We start from the raw sequence: 12,866 nt of genomic DNA, 5'->3' as shown, positions 1-12,866 counted from the left end.
GCCGAGGGCCTGCTGCGCCCGTCGCGCTGGGTCGTCGTGCTGAAGCACCGCAGCGACGAGGGCCGCGCCTTCGACATCGCCGCCAAGCAGCGCTACCGCCACTACGTCGTGGCCGACACCTCGCCCGTCACGCAGGCGCCCGCCGGCACGCTGCTGGCCGCGCTGAACGTCAGCGCGCCGCTGCCGGCCTGGCTGGCCCGCCAGCTGGGCGGCATCCGCTGCGTCACGTCGACGGAAGAGGGCGCCAAGGTCGGCGGCGAGTGGATCACGACGGATGCCTACTACCGCGACGGCCGCGGCGGCCGTAGCGTTTTCGTCGAGCCGCGCGACCACCAGTTCGGCGCGTCCGCCGTCGATTCGCGGCGGGCGGCGCTGGAAGCCGAGCTGGCCCGCTGGGATGGGGAGCTGAGCCGAGTCGCCAAGGCGCAGGCGGAAGTCGAACGCCAGTTCAAGGACGTGCAGCGCGCGGCCGTGGGCCACAAGGCGGCGCAGGAGTTGAGCGAGCGTGCCGACGAGTTCACCGAAGCGCGCAGCCGCCTGCCTGTGCTGCGCCAGGCCCGCGCTGAAGCCGCCTCGCGCATGAGCCAGCTCGACGCCGAGCACGACCGCATGCTGCGCGACTCCACGCGCAGCGAGCAGGCCTATGAAGGCGCCCAGATCGCGCTGAAGGACGGCGAGGGCTCGGCCGCTGGCCGCCTGCGCGAGCACGAGGCCAGGCGCGAAGCACTGCGCAAGGCGTCCAGGGAAAGCCGCACGCAGAAGGCCCAGTTCCCCAGGTCCTGGATCACGCCCGCTGCGCTGGCCGCTGCCCGTGACGAATTCGAGAACGCCCGCCAGGCCGAGATCCGCGCCCATCACGTCGACCAGGAACTGGAAGGCGGCCACTGGGAGGTGGACGCCAGCGTCGTCGACCGCCATGCGCGCATGGCCGCGCAGGTGCATGAGCAGGACACCCAGTTGAACGACCGCCGCGCCAGCAACGAGCTGGCCCGCATCGCCGCCTTCAACGCCCGCGAGCGCTACATCGACGTGATGCGCGCCACCGTGCGCCGCTACAAGAAGAACGTGGCCGAGCTGGGCGAACTGGCCGGCACGACGGCCGAGGCGGTGCTGCCGCATCTGGACAACGACGACACCGTGCTCGCCCAGGCCGGCCTGCAGGTCAAGTTCAACTTCGACGGCAAGGGCGAGGTGGGGCTGAACGACGGCGAGGCCTCGGGCGGCCAGCAGGTGCTGAAGAGCCTGATCCTGCTGGTGGGCCTGATGAAGGACGACGAAACGCCGGGCGGCTTCGTCTTCATCGACGAGCCCTTCGCCCACCTGGACGTGCGCAACATCCAGCTCGTCGGCCACTTCCTGCGCAGTACGCGCGCGCAGTACCTGCTGACGACGCCGATCACGCACAACGTCGAGGTCTTCGAGCCCAGCGAGATCACGCTGGTGACGAGCAAGAAGCCGCGTGGCGAACGCTGGGCACCGCCGATCGCCGTGCTGGCACGCCGGCCCGAAGTCTCGGCCTATGACTGACTGGGACTACCCGTCGCCGTTCACGCTGGCGCTGACGCCGGCGCAAGAGCACATCGACGGGCTGGCCCACACCAACAACGCCGTCTATGTGCAGTGGTGCGAGCAGGCGGGCTGGGCGCATTCCGAGGCACTGGGCCTGTCGCTCGACGACTACCGCCGGCTCGATCGTGCGATGGCCATCCGCGAGGGCCATTACGACTACCTGCTGCCGTCGTCCGAAGGCGAAGCGCTGCTGCTCGGCACCTGGCTCACGGCCAGCGACGGCAAGCTGACGATGGAGCGGCGCTTCCAGCTGCGACGCGCCAGCGACGGCGTCACGTTGGTGCGCGGCCGCTGGCTGCTGGTCTGCATCGAGATCAGCAGCGGCAAGCCCAAGCGCATGCCGCCCGAGTTCCTGAGCGCTTACGAAGCGGTGGTGGTTTCCAAGGTTGAGTGATATACGTTTCGTATACGAAGCGTATATAGTCGCGACATGGGAATCGTCAAAATCTCCGATCCAATGCATGAGAGCCTGCGCGTTGCGAGCCAGGCCTTGTCGCGCTCCATCAATGCCCAGGCCGAGCACTGGATGCGCATCGGCATGCTGGCCGAACTGCATCCGCAGCTGAGCCACAGCGAGATCTGCCAGCTGCTGATCCGCGCCGAGCAGGAGGGCGGGCTGGACCTGGCGCGCCTGGCCGGCTGGGCTCAGGCGCCGAAGGCCAAGGGAGCGCGGGCATGAAGAGCCTCAAGCTGCGTACGCCCGAGCAGGTGGCCAAGGCCCGCGAGGCCGGGCATCTGATCGCCGAGGTGCTCGCCATGCTCAAGCCTCACGTCGTACCCGGTGTGACGACAGAGGAGCTGGACGACCTCTGCCGCGACTACATCGTCAATGAGCTCAAGTGCATCCCGTCCAATGTCGGCTATCACGGCTACCCGAAGACGGCCTGCATCTCGCCCAACCACGTCGTCTGCCACGGCATCCCGTCCAAGGAAAAACGGCTGAAGAAGGGCGACATCGTCAATGTCGATGTGACGCTGACCAAGGACGGCTGGTTCGGTGACAGCAGCCGCATGTTCATCGTCGGCGAGACCAATGTGCTGGCACGCCGGCTCGTCAACACGACCTACGAAGCCTTGCGCGCCGGCATCCGCCAGGTGCGCCCCGGCGCGACCTTAGGAGACGTGGGCCACGCCATCCAGACCGTCGCCCACGCGGCCGGCTTCAGTGTCGTGCGCGAGTACGGGGGCCATGGCATCGGCGACGTCTATCACGACGACCCGCACGTCAACCACTTCGGCCGCCCGGGCGAGGGACTGAAGCTGCAGGAGGGCATGATCTTCACGATCGAGCCCATGATCAACGCGGGCGCCGCCGCCATCCGCGAGCTGAACGACGGCTGGACGGTGGTGACGCGTGACAAGTCGCTGTCGGCGCAGTGGGAGCACATGGTGACCGTCACCAAGGACGGCTTCGAGATCCTGACACCGTGGCCGGATGGCTTGGGGGACTATCCGGCGATTGATTGAGGGCCCGATGCACGCGGCCCTCGGGTCGATGCGAGCTGGGTCGTATGGCCGGTGACCTCAATGTTTGGGCGTCACCTCTCGACAAACCATATGCTGCGCCGACGCGACGTGCGAGATTCAATGTCGAGCGTGAGCTCGGTTCGCAAGCGGCTGCATCGATCGCGGACCTTGTCATAGTCGCCGCCTTCCGCCATGGACACTTGCCCCTTGGCTCCCTTCTGCAGGATTTTTGCGAGCGCTTCCTGTAGGGGCGAGTAGCCATGAGCGTGCGTGGCTCGAGACAGGTACATGCCGTTCCCCGCGAAATACCAGTCTCGCAGGCGCGCTGAGAGGGCCTCGAGGTCGGAGTACTGAAGGTCCTGGTTCCGGGGCCACTTTGGCAGCGCCCGAGTCATCTTCCACAAGTCCTGATACGCCGAGATGCGGCGATTGCGCAGATCGATATCAACTGCCGCGGACGTGTCCGTCGCCTTGTTGATGCGGGCTTGAAGCACTGAACCGATCCAGCCCGCGAGGCCACCGAGCACAACGGCAACGCCGCCAAGAGGACCGAATACCGCAGAGGTGATGTCTTGCATGTCCACCGCGCTCTCCTACGGTTTGCGTGTGACGCCTGACGGGTTCCCGGTCGACTGCTTCTTGGCGTCGGCGAGCGCAATGATGCCAGCCCGTGTGCCGCGCGCGTCAGCCCAACGGCACCACCTCACGCCGCAACTCCCGCGCCGCCTCCACCATCCTCGCCAGCGCCGCCTCCGTCTCCGGCCAGCCGCGCGTCTTCAGCCCGCAGTCCGGGTTGACCCACAGCAGCTCCGGCGGAATGACCTCGGCGGCCTTCTTCAGCAGGCGCAGCATCTCGGCCGTGTCCGGCACGCGCGGCGAGTGGATGTCATAGACGCCCGGGCCGATCTCGTTGGGGTAGCGGAAGTCGCCAAAGCCGCGCAGCAACTCCATGTCGGAGCGGCTGGTCTCGAKGGTGATGACGTCGGCATCCATGGCCGCGATCTCGGGCAGGATGTCGTTGAACTCCGAGTAGCACATATGCGTGTGGATCTGGGTGTCATCGCGCACAGCGCTGGCCGAGACGCGGAAGGCGCGTGTGGCCCAGGCGAGGTAGTGGCCCCAGGCCGCGCGGCGCAGCGGCAGGCCTTCGCGGATGGCGGGTTCGTCGATCTGGATGACGGCGATGCCGGCGGCTTCCAGGTCGGCCACCTCGTCGCGGATGGCGAGCGCAATCTGCAGGGCCGTGTCGGCGCGCGGCTGGTCGTCGCGCACAAAAGACCATTGCAGGATGGTGATGGGGCCGGTCAGCATGCCCTTCATGGGCTTGGGCGTCAGGCTCTGGGCGAAGACGGTCCAGTCCACCGTCATGGCCTTGGGGCGTGACACATCGCCGAACAGCACCGGCGGCTTCACGCAGCGTGAGCCATAGCTCTGCACCCAGCCGTTGGCGGTGAAGGCAAAGCCCGACAGCTGTTCGCCGAAGTACTCGACCATGTCATTGCGCTCGGCCTCGCCGTGCACCAGCACGTCCAGGCCCAGCGCTTCCTGCTTGCGCACCGCGAGTTCGATCTCGCGCTGCATGGCTTCGCGATAGGTCGCGTCGTCCAGCGTGCCGCGCTTGAAGGCGGCCCGGGCGGCGCGGATCTCGGGCGTCTGCGGGAAGGAGCCGATGGTGGTCGTCGGGAAGGCGGGCAGGTTGAGACGCTGGCGTTGCGCGGCCTGGCGAATGGGGAAGGGCGAGCGGCGCTGATCGGCGTCGGCGGGCAGGGCCTTGAGGCGAGCCGCGACGCTGCCGTTGCGTACACGCCTGCTGGCGACTCGGTTGGCGCGGGCGATGCGCGATTCCGCCAGTTCGCGGGCCACGCTGGTCTCGTCGCCCCACAGGGCGCGCTTGAGCACGCGCAACTCGTCCAGCTTCTCGACGGCGCCGGCCAGCCAGCCCTGCAGCTCGGTGTCCAGCGCCGCGTCATGGCGCAGGCTGAAGGGCACGTGCAGCAGCGAGCAGGACGGCGCCACCCACAGCCGGCCGCCGCGCAGTTCGCGGGCCTTGTTCAGCTGCGCGAGGGCGTGGTCCAGGTCGCTGCGCCAGATGTTGCGGCCGTCAATGATGCCGACCGACAGCTCGCGGTCCAGCGGCAGGCGCAGCGCCACGGGCAGCAGTTCCTCGGGTGCACGCACGGCGTCCACATGCAGGCCAGCCACGGGCAGCTCGCAGGCCAGGGCGAGGTTGTCGCCCAGCGGCGAGAAGTAAGTGGCCAGCAGCAGCGGCTGGCCGACGACGCCCAGTCGCGCATAGGCCAGGCGCAGCGCGTCCTGCCAGGCTGGGCTGAGGTCCAGGCCGAGGATGGGCTCGTCCAACTGCACCCAGGTCACGCCGCGGGCGGCCAGGCGGGTCAGCAGTTGCTCGTAGGCGGGCAGCAGGCGCTTCAGCAGCACGAGGCGGTCAAAACCCTCCTGCTTGCTCTTGCCGAGATAGAGGAAGCTGACCGGCCCCAGCAGCGCGACCTTGGGGCTGGCGGGCAGGGCGATGGCCTCGTCGACCTCGGCCAGCAGGCGCTCGGCGTTCAGGCTGAACTCGGTGGCGCTGTCGAACTCGGGCACGAGGTAGTGGTAGTTGGTGTCGAACCACTTGGTCATTTCCAGGGCGGGCACGCCGTCGACATGCGTGCCGCTGCAGCCGCAAGCCTCGGTCTGCGCATGGGTCGTCGTGATGCCGCGCGCCATCGCGAAATAGCGCTGCAGCGGTGTTTCCTGGCCCGTGAAGCCGAAGCGCGCCGGCTCACAGCCGAACAGCTGGATCAGGTGGGCGACATGGTCGTAAAGCGCGAAGTCGCCGACGGTGACGTGGTCCAGTCCGGCGTCCTGCTGCAGCTTCCAGTGGCGGGCGCGCAGCGCGGCGGCCTGGGCTTCCAGCTCGGTGGCGGGCAGGTCGCCGCGCCAGTGGCGCTCCAGCGCGGTCTTCAGTTCGCGGTGCTCGCCCATGCGCGGAAAGCCGAGGATATGAGTCTTGATCATGATGAATCGAACAATGCTGAAAGCGATTCGTGATGATCGGCAATCGGGCACAATGAATCAAACGAAACGTTTTCGGGTTCATCAACAGTTCTGCTCATGCAAACACCACTGGAACTGCGCCATCTGCGCACCCTGGTCGCCCTGCGCGAGGCCGGCAACCTGTCCCGCGCGGCGCAGTTGCTGAACCTGACGCAATCGGCGCTTTCGCATCAACTCAAGGCCCTGGAAGAGCACTACGGTGCCGAGCTGTTCGCGCGCAAGAGCAACCCGCTGGTGTTTGGCGTCGTCGGCCAGCGGCTGCTGAAGCTGGCGGACTCGGTGCTGCCCCAGGTCGATGAGGCCGACCGCGATGTGCGCCGGCTGGTGGATGGTTCGGCCGGCCAGTTGCGCATCGCCGTGGAATGCCACACCTGCTTCGACTGGCTGATGCCGGCCATGGATGCCTTCCGCGGGCGCTGGCCCGAGGTGGAGTTGGACATCGTGTCCGGCTTCCAGGCCGACCCGGTGGGCCTGCTGCATCAGGACCGCGCCGAGCTGGCCATCGTGTCCGACGTGGATGCCGACGAGACCGGCGTCGTCGTGCATCCGCTGTTCAGCTTCGAGATCGTCGCGCTGCTGCCCAAGGGTCATGTCTTGCTCGCCAAGCCCTGGCTGGAGGCGGGCGACTTTGCCGACCACACCCTCATCACCTACCCCGTGCCCGACGAGATGCTCGACCTCGTGCGCCGCGTGCTGCAGCCGGCCGGCGTCACGCCGCCGCGCCGCACCAGTGAGCTGACGGTCGCCATGCTGCAGCTGGTGGCCAGTGGCCGCGGCATCGCGGCGCTGCCGCTGTGGGCGGTGGAGAACTACCTGGCGCGCGGCTATGTGGCGCGCCAGCGCATTGGCGAACAAGGGCTGACGGGGCGGCTGTATGCGGTCAGCACCGAGGGCCTGGCGGCCAAGCCTTTCCTGGCCGACTTCGTGCGGCTGATGCGCGAGACCTCGTTGCTGAACCTGGCCGCCGTCAGCCTGCTCTAGTTGCGCGCGTGGGTCACGCGGTAGCCGGCCACGCCGGGCAGCTCATGCAGGCGGCCGGTAAAGCGGCACAGCGTCTGGCCCTTGAAGTTCTGCTTGGCGGTGCAGACGAAGCGCCACTCCTCGTGGTCGCCCTGCTTCTCGATGCTCAGCGAGCCGGGCGCGAAGCGGTAGCCCAGGCCGTCGGCGAACTCGGCCAGCTCGGCCTGCGTGAAGCGCCGGCCCGATTCGCCGCGCAGCGTCACGGCGATGGCCGGGTGTGAGGGCAGGCGGCTCTCCAGCTTGGCGCCCCACATCATCAACGTCGCGCACAGCAGCGTCAGCGCGATGGCGGCGAAGTAGAAGCCCATGCCCAGCACGATGCCGATGGCCGAGGCCGCCCACATCGAGGCGGCCGTCGTCAGCCCGGAGATGTTCATGCCCTCGCGCATGATGACGCCGGCGCACAGGAAGCCGATGCCGGTCACCACGCCCTGGATGACCCGCGTCGGGTCGGTGAATTGCGGCAGTGAGCCGCCAGCCATGTGGCCGCCGAACCATTGGTCGGGATAGCCGACGAGGATGGTCACGGCACAGGACGCCATGCAGACCAGCGCATAGGTGCGCATGCCCGCCGCGCGCCCGTGGTAGGCCCGCTCATAACCGAGCAGCAGGCCCAGCAGCATGGCGCCCATGAGATGCATCAGCATCAGCACATTGGCGGCCCATTGGCTGTCGGTCCAGTAGCGCAGCAGGTGGTCGGCTTCGAGCATGGGCGTGGCCGGTGGCGGGGCGATGCTGCCCCGAGGCCACGCTATCCCAGTCTGATACGGCCCGCCAGAGGGGCCGTTGTATGCCTGCTCAGGCGAGAGCCGTCATGCGCTCCACGAGCACACAGCGCACCCATTTGCGCGCCGTGATCTGGGCAGTCTGGGCCAGCAGGAACTCCTCGGCCTGGGAGTTGGGCGACGCGAACTCGAAGCCGCCGAGCTGCACGATGCGGCTCAGCGGCCGTGTCCAGACGCGACGCACCTCGGCGCTGAACAGGGGCACGCCCTCGTCCTCGCCGAGCAGCAGGCGCAGCTCATAGTGCTGGGCCTCCAACGGCGGTTCGGCCGCGGCCAGGATCTGCAGGCCCGCCTCGCTGAGGTTGACGACGACACCGCCGCGCGCCTCGGCGAGGCCATCGGGCTTGATGACCCAGACCGGCAACTGCTCATGCTCGTCGGGTACCAGGAAGAACTCGACGCGAGGGAAACGGCGCTGGTCAATCGACATGATGTGATCTGGGTGCGTGAACGGACTGGATCAAAGCATCCGCGAATGACAGGCGCTTGTCAGCAGCGCCGCCGTCCCCTGATTTGACTACGGTCAAACCGCGAGCAGATCGACTTCGAACAGCAGCGTCGCGTTCGGGGGAATGACGCCACCGGCACCGTGGGCGCCATAGCCCAGCTCGGGCGGCAGCACCAGCATGCGCGTGCCGCCGACCTTCATGCCCTGCACGCCTTCGTCCCAGCCGGCGATGACCTCGCCGCCGCCCAGACGGAACTTGAAGGGCTGGCCGCGGTCCTTGCTGGAGTCGAACTTCTTGCCCTTCATGCCGTCCTTGTAGAGCCAGCCGGTGTAGTGCACCGACACGCGCTGGCCCTTGGTGGCTTCGGCGCCATCGCCCACGACACGGTCCTCGTACTGCAGGCCGGTGGAGGTGGTGTGCAGATTGAGTTCGACGTGCTCGGGGCCGCCGGCCAGGCCGAGCAGTTCCACGTCGAAGCACAGCGTCGCATTCGGCGGAATGACGCCGCCGGCGCCGCGCGCGCCATAACCCAGCTCGGCCGGGATGATCAGCGTGCGCTTGCCACCGATCTTCATGCCCTGCACGCCCTCGTCCCAGCCCTTGATGACCATGCCGGCGCCCAGCTCGAACTCGAAGGGGTCGCCGCGGTCCTTGCTGGAGTCGAACTTGGCGTTCTTGGCACCGTCGACCCACAGCCAGCCGGTGTAGTGCACGGTGACGTCCTGGCCGGCCGCCGCCTGCTTGCCGTCGCCTTCGACGGTATCTTCAAACTGCAGACCGCTGGGCGTGGTGTTCATGGGAAATCCTTGAGCTGTTGGAGAAAGGCGGGATTGTCGCCGCGTGACCCGTCGGGCGCGACTCGGGCAGGGCAAACACGTTCTTGGCGGCCCAGATCGCTACGCACACAATTGTTTGACATGACTTTGCTGGATTCCGTCCTCGTCGTTGCCGTGCTGGGCGCTATCGCCTGGCTGGTTGTCAGCCAAAGGAGGAGGCTCAGAAGGGAGGTCGACTCGAAATTGCGCTCTGCCGTGTTGCACACGGAGGAAGGCGAGACCGTTTTCGATGGTGCGCAGGCCGTGGTGCTGCTCAAGGACTATGAGCACAGGGGAGGAGACGAAGGGCCCGCACTCAGCGCCAAGTACCTGTGCAAGATGCCGGGCGGCGCGGCCTATTGGGTCATCGTCGACTCGGCCTTCGGCGAGTCACCGGCCCAGGCGGAGATCTGCGAGCTGATCCAGGCCGAGGTGGACGATGTGCTGACAACCTATCCTTATTTGAAGCACCTCCATGCGCATCTCCAGCGTGGTGCCCACGCGCCTGTGGCCGCCGCTCATGTCGAACCTTAGCTCGCAAGCGATGCGCATCTCCTCGCTCGCCCTCGCTGCAGTGCTTCTCGCGGCAGCCGGCGCGCCGCTGCACGCCCAGACCCTCTACAAATCCATTGGCCCCGATGGCAAGGTCGTCTACAGCGACCAGCCACCGACGACGGGCAAACTGGAAAAGACCCTGGATGTGCAGACCCTTCCCAATACGGCCATTCCGCCGGAGGTTCTGAAGGAGATGGAGCGGTTGAAGAAGGAGGGCAAGACGACAGCGGCCGCGCCCCTCGGCGGAACAGTTCTGTTCAGCGCGACCTGGTGCGGGTATTGCCGCCAGGCCAAGGCCCACCTCGCGCAGCGAGGCATCACTTATCGCGACTTCGACATCGACACGCCAGACGGGCGAACGGCTTTCGTGCAGTTTGCCGGCGGCGGCGGTGTGCCCTTCTTGATCAAGAACGGTGAAAAGCTGCGTGGCTACAGCCGCGATGGTTACGAGGCACTGCTCGCGCGCCGGTGACCTGCCTCAACCGCCGGCCTGCGCCAGCCATTGCGGCACGAGCCGGGCCAGGGTTTCGGGGGGCGCCAGCGCTGCAGACAGCTGCAGGCCCAGCCTGAGCGCCGCCTCACGCAGTCGCGCCGGCGGGTCGACCAGATCCAGCGCCGCCGCCCCGTTCTGCTTGGACAGCTTGTGTCCATCCGCCGCCATCACCAGCGGCGTGTGCAGATAGCGCGGCGTGGGCAGGCCCAGCGCCCGCTGCAGCGCGATCTGTCGTGGCGTGTTGTCCGCCAGGTCTTCGCCACGAACGACATCGGTGATGCCTTGTTCGGCATCGTCGACGACGACGGCAAGCTGGTAGGCCCATAGGCCGTCCGCGCGCTTCAGCACGAAGTCGCCGACCTCGGTTTCCAGGTCCTGGCTGTGGGTGCCCAGGTGGCGGTCCTGCCAGTCGATGCGGCCCTCCGCACGAAAGCGCCAGGCGCGCACCGGTCTGCCCTGCGTGCCATTGCGGCAGGTACCGGGGTAGATCAGTTCGCCATGCTTGGCCCTGGGGCCGGCGGCCGCCGCGATCTCGGCGCGTGTGCAGGCGCAGCCATAGACGTGGCCGGACGTGATCAGCTTCTCCAATGCGGCCTGGTAAAGCTCGCCGCGGCGTGATTGCCAGACCGGTGGTTCATCGGGCACCAGGCCCAGCGCCGTGAGCTGGCCCAGGATGATCTCGTCCATCCCGGGCGGGCAGCGCGGGCCGTCAACGTCTTCGATACGCACCAGCCACTGGCCGCCGTGGGCGCGCGCATCCAGCCAGCTGGCCAGCGCGGCCACCAGCGAGCCGGCATGCAGGGGGCCGGTGGGCGAGGGCGCGAAGCGGCCGCGATAGCTCAAAGCAGCAGCCCTTCGTGCTGTTCGAGCAGCGCCTTGCGCGTGGTCTCGCTGCGCAGCTTGTCCACCCACCAGGCCAGGGCCTTGCCCGGCGTCTGGCCGGTGTCGCGCCAGGCGTAATGCATCTTGCCGGCGCGGCGGCCCTCGTAGGTGGCCTTGCGCACGAGGCGGCCGGCCTCGATGTGGCGGCGCACCATGGGCACCGGCAGCGAGCCGCAGCCCAGGCCGCGCATCATGGCCTCCAGCTTGATGGCCAGCGACGGCACCGTCAGCACGTCCTGGCCGGGCAGCAGGCCGACGCTGAGCGGCGCCATCAGCCGGGCGCTGTCGGCCACGGCAATGATGCGGTGCTCGGCGATCTGGCTGGCCGTCAGCGGTTCGGGCAGGTTGGCCAGCGGGTGGTGGGGCGCGATGCAGAAGGCGAACTCCAGCTCACCCGCGATCTCGCAGTGGATGCCGCTGTTCTGCAGCTGGCCTGGCACACCGATGGCCACGTCGGCCTGGCCATGCAGCAGGGCCTCCCAGGTGCCGGCCAGCACCTCCACGCGCAGCTTGAGCCGGGTCGGCGGTGGGCCGCCGCCGTCGATCTTCTCGGCGTAGAAGGCTTCCATCAGGTCGAACAGGGCGCGGCGGGCGATGGCGTCGTCCACGGCGAGGGTCAGCTCGCTCTCCCAGCCGGTGGAGATGCGGCGCACGCGGTTGGCGACGGCGTCCAGTTCCTGCAGCAGGCGCCGGCCCTCGTGCAGCAGCTCCTGGCCGGCCGCGGTCAGCACGGCCTGGCGGGAGCTGCGGTCGAACAGCAGCACGTCGAGCGCATCTTCCAGCTGGCGCACTGAATAGGTCAGCGCCGAGGGCACCCGGCCCATCTCGCGGGCCGCGGCGGCAAAGCTGCCGGTGCGGGCGATGGTGTCCATCATGGACAGGGCCTCGGGGGTCAGCGCGCGGCGCTTGTCTTGGGGGTTCGACATCCGTTCAGTCTATTTGAACGGTGTCCTCAGAGCCGCTTGTCGATGGCGGTGACCCTGGCTCCTACATTGACTCCATCGCAAGCAAACCAAGGAGCCCAGCATGCAAAACCAGGTGATGCAACTGATCAAGTCCAGCGACCGCGGCTACGCCGACCACGGCTGGCTGAAGTCCTTCCACAGCTTCTCCTTCGCCGACTACTACGACCCGGCCCGCATGGGCTTTGGCGCCCTGCGCGTCATCAACGAGGACAAGGTGGCCGCCGGCAAGGGCTTCGGCACTCACGGCCACCGCGACATGGAGATCATCAGCTATGTGCTCTCGGGCGAACTGGCGCACAAGGACAGCATGGGCAACGGCGAGGTCGGCGGTGCCAACGCCGGCGTCATCCGCCCCGGTGACGTGCAGCGCATGAGTGCCGGCACCGGCGTGATGCACAGCGAGTTCAACCACGCCAAGGACGAGACGACGCACTTCCTGCAGATCTGGATTCAACCGGATGCACGCGGCATTGCGCCGAGCTATGAGCAGAAGCATTTCGACGCGACCTCCAAGCGCGGCCAGCTGCGCCTCGTCGCTGCCAACGATGGCGCGCAAGGCTCGGTGACCATCCACGCCGACGCGCGCCTGTATGCCGGCCTCTTCGACGGCGCGGAACAAGCGGAGCTCGAACTGGCGCCCGGTCGCCTCGCCTACGTGCACCTCGTGCGCGGCGCGCTTAGCGTGAATGGACAAGACCTGACAACCGGTGATGCCTTGCAGATTCGCGAAACATCGCGCCTCGCGTTGACGGCCGGCAAGGATGCTGAAGTTCTGGTCTTCGACCTCGCGGCCTGAGTTCTCTCCACCCCAC

General features: G+C 67.7%; 15 protein-coding genes and 1 pseudogene. 8 read left to right on the top strand and 8 right to left on the bottom strand.

The window, feature by feature from the left end; translation table 11 throughout:
- The 4 genes from AC1D2H_RS08175 to map all read left to right on the top strand — a co-directional run.
- The coding region (locus AC1D2H_RS08175) for a P-loop NTPase family protein (protein ID WP_478010579.1) at nt 1-1,527 on the top strand (1,527 nt) is incomplete at its 5' end.
- Nucleotides 1,520-1,963, top strand: a complete 444-nt coding sequence (locus AC1D2H_RS08170; protein WP_478010578.1) for an acyl-CoA thioesterase — start codon at nt 1,520-1,522, stop codon at nt 1,961-1,963. The genes AC1D2H_RS08175 and AC1D2H_RS08170, both read left to right, overlap by 8 nt.
- A 36-nt stretch (nt 1,964-1,999) precedes the next feature.
- Complete coding sequence (locus AC1D2H_RS08165; RefSeq protein WP_056197644.1) at nt 2,000-2,248, top strand: ParD-like family protein; 249 nt, start codon at nt 2,000-2,002, stop codon at nt 2,246-2,248.
- A complete protein-coding gene (map, locus tag AC1D2H_RS08160; RefSeq protein WP_478010577.1) occupies nt 2,245-3,036 on the top strand; it encodes a type I methionyl aminopeptidase in 792 nt (263 codons plus the stop codon). Before AC1D2H_RS08165 ends, map begins: the two co-directional genes overlap by 4 nt.
- A 71-nt stretch (nt 3,037-3,107) precedes the next feature.
- Here the strand turns inward: map and AC1D2H_RS08155 are convergent, their stop codons facing one another.
- Both AC1D2H_RS08155 and metE read right to left on the bottom strand, forming a co-directional pair.
- Nucleotides 3,108-3,620: a hypothetical protein gene (locus AC1D2H_RS08155; RefSeq protein ID WP_478010576.1), complete on the bottom strand. Its 513-nt coding sequence runs from the start codon at nt 3,618-3,620 to the stop codon at nt 3,108-3,110.
- 100 nt (nt 3,621-3,720) lie between these two features.
- Nucleotides 3,721-6,051, bottom strand: a complete 2,331-nt coding sequence (metE, locus tag AC1D2H_RS08150; protein WP_478010575.1) for a 5-methyltetrahydropteroyltriglutamate--homocysteine S-methyltransferase — start codon at nt 6,049-6,051, stop codon at nt 3,721-3,723.
- A gap of 96 nt (nt 6,052-6,147) precedes the next feature.
- On the opposite strand from metE, the gene AC1D2H_RS08145 reads away from it, so the two are divergent.
- Nucleotides 6,148-7,071, top strand: coding sequence for a LysR family transcriptional regulator (locus AC1D2H_RS08145; RefSeq protein WP_477928268.1), 924 nt, complete (start codon nt 6,148-6,150; stop codon nt 7,069-7,071).
- On the opposite strand, the gene AC1D2H_RS08140 is transcribed toward AC1D2H_RS08145, so the two are convergent.
- From AC1D2H_RS08140 to AC1D2H_RS08125, 4 genes and pseudogenes are all read right to left on the bottom strand, one after another.
- Nucleotides 7,068-7,820, bottom strand: coding sequence for an MgtC/SapB family protein (locus AC1D2H_RS08140; RefSeq protein ID WP_477928266.1), 753 nt, complete (start codon nt 7,818-7,820; stop codon nt 7,068-7,070). The two genes, AC1D2H_RS08145 and AC1D2H_RS08140, sit on opposite strands and share 4 nt — an antisense overlap.
- A gap of 88 nt (nt 7,821-7,908) precedes the next feature.
- Entirely contained in the window at nt 7,909-8,325 is a 417-nt protein-coding gene (locus AC1D2H_RS08135; protein WP_477928264.1) for a PilZ domain-containing protein, read from the bottom strand.
- A gap of 93 nt (nt 8,326-8,418) precedes the next feature.
- A complete protein-coding gene (locus AC1D2H_RS08130; RefSeq protein ID WP_477928400.1) occupies nt 8,419-8,766 on the bottom strand; it encodes an FKBP-type peptidyl-prolyl cis-trans isomerase in 348 nt (115 codons plus the stop codon).
- A 30-nt stretch (nt 8,767-8,796) separates the two neighbouring features.
- Nucleotides 8,797-9,141, bottom strand: a pseudogene (locus tag AC1D2H_RS08125) (FKBP-type peptidyl-prolyl cis-trans isomerase); the annotation flags it as partial.
- A gap of 120 nt (nt 9,142-9,261) precedes the next feature.
- On the opposite strand from AC1D2H_RS08125, the gene AC1D2H_RS08120 reads away from it, so the two are divergent.
- Together AC1D2H_RS08120 and AC1D2H_RS08115 are read left to right on the top strand one after the other, a co-directional pair.
- Nucleotides 9,262-9,693, top strand: coding sequence for a hypothetical protein (locus AC1D2H_RS08120; protein ID WP_477928262.1), 432 nt, complete (start codon nt 9,262-9,264; stop codon nt 9,691-9,693).
- Nucleotides 9,635-10,186: a DUF4124 domain-containing protein gene (locus tag AC1D2H_RS08115; protein WP_477928261.1), complete on the top strand. Its 552-nt coding sequence runs from the start codon at nt 9,635-9,637 to the stop codon at nt 10,184-10,186. The genes AC1D2H_RS08120 and AC1D2H_RS08115 overlap by 59 nt, the downstream gene beginning before the upstream one ends.
- A 6-nt stretch (nt 10,187-10,192) precedes the next feature.
- Here the strand turns inward: AC1D2H_RS08115 and gluQRS are convergent, their stop codons facing one another.
- Nucleotides 10,193-11,050, bottom strand: a complete 858-nt coding sequence (gluQRS, locus tag AC1D2H_RS08110; protein WP_477928259.1) for a tRNA glutamyl-Q(34) synthetase GluQRS — start codon at nt 11,048-11,050, stop codon at nt 10,193-10,195.
- Nucleotides 11,047-12,015: a LysR family transcriptional regulator gene (locus AC1D2H_RS08105; RefSeq protein WP_477928257.1), complete on the bottom strand. Its 969-nt coding sequence runs from the start codon at nt 12,013-12,015 to the stop codon at nt 11,047-11,049. The genes gluQRS and AC1D2H_RS08105 overlap by 4 nt, the downstream gene beginning before the upstream one ends.
- Nucleotides 12,016-12,127: 112 nt before the next feature.
- Here AC1D2H_RS08105 and AC1D2H_RS08100 point away from each other — a divergent pair, with 112 nt between their 5' ends.
- Nucleotides 12,128-12,850: a pirin family protein gene (locus AC1D2H_RS08100; RefSeq protein ID WP_478010585.1), complete on the top strand. Its 723-nt coding sequence runs from the start codon at nt 12,128-12,130 to the stop codon at nt 12,848-12,850.
- Nucleotides 12,851-12,866 lie beyond the last annotated feature (16 nt).

This window comes from Roseateles sp. P1_C1_2 (genome assembly GCF_056406535.1).
The sequence above is the reverse complement of the archived record's forward strand: the minus strand, read 5'-3'. Positions and strand labels throughout refer to the sequence as shown.

Bases quoted from the DNA above. Each gene is read 5' to 3' on its own strand.
- AC1D2H_RS08170 (WP_478010578.1), top strand. From the start codon at position 1,520: ATGACTGACTGGGACTACCCGTCGCCGTTCACGCTGGCGCTGACGCCG.
- AC1D2H_RS08165 (WP_056197644.1), top strand. From the start codon at position 2,000: ATGGGAATCGTCAAAATCTCCGATCCAATGCATGAGAGCCTGCGCGTT.
- map (WP_478010577.1), top strand. From the start codon at position 2,245: ATGAAGAGCCTCAAGCTGCGTACGCCCGAGCAGGTGGCCAAGGCCCGC.
- AC1D2H_RS08145 (WP_477928268.1), top strand. From the start codon at position 6,148: ATGCAAACACCACTGGAACTGCGCCATCTGCGCACCCTGGTCGCCCTG.
- AC1D2H_RS08140 (WP_477928266.1), bottom strand. From the start codon at position 7,820: ATGCTCGAAGCCGACCACCTGCTGCGCTACTGGACCGACAGCCAATGG.
- AC1D2H_RS08135 (WP_477928264.1), bottom strand. From the start codon at position 8,325: ATGTCGATTGACCAGCGCCGTTTCCCTCGCGTCGAGTTCTTCCTGGTA.
- AC1D2H_RS08120 (WP_477928262.1), top strand. From the start codon at position 9,262: ATGACTTTGCTGGATTCCGTCCTCGTCGTTGCCGTGCTGGGCGCTATC.
- AC1D2H_RS08115 (WP_477928261.1), top strand. From the start codon at position 9,635: ATGCGCATCTCCAGCGTGGTGCCCACGCGCCTGTGGCCGCCGCTCATG.
- AC1D2H_RS08105 (WP_477928257.1), bottom strand. From the start codon at position 12,015: ATGTCGAACCCCCAAGACAAGCGCCGCGCGCTGACCCCCGAGGCCCTG.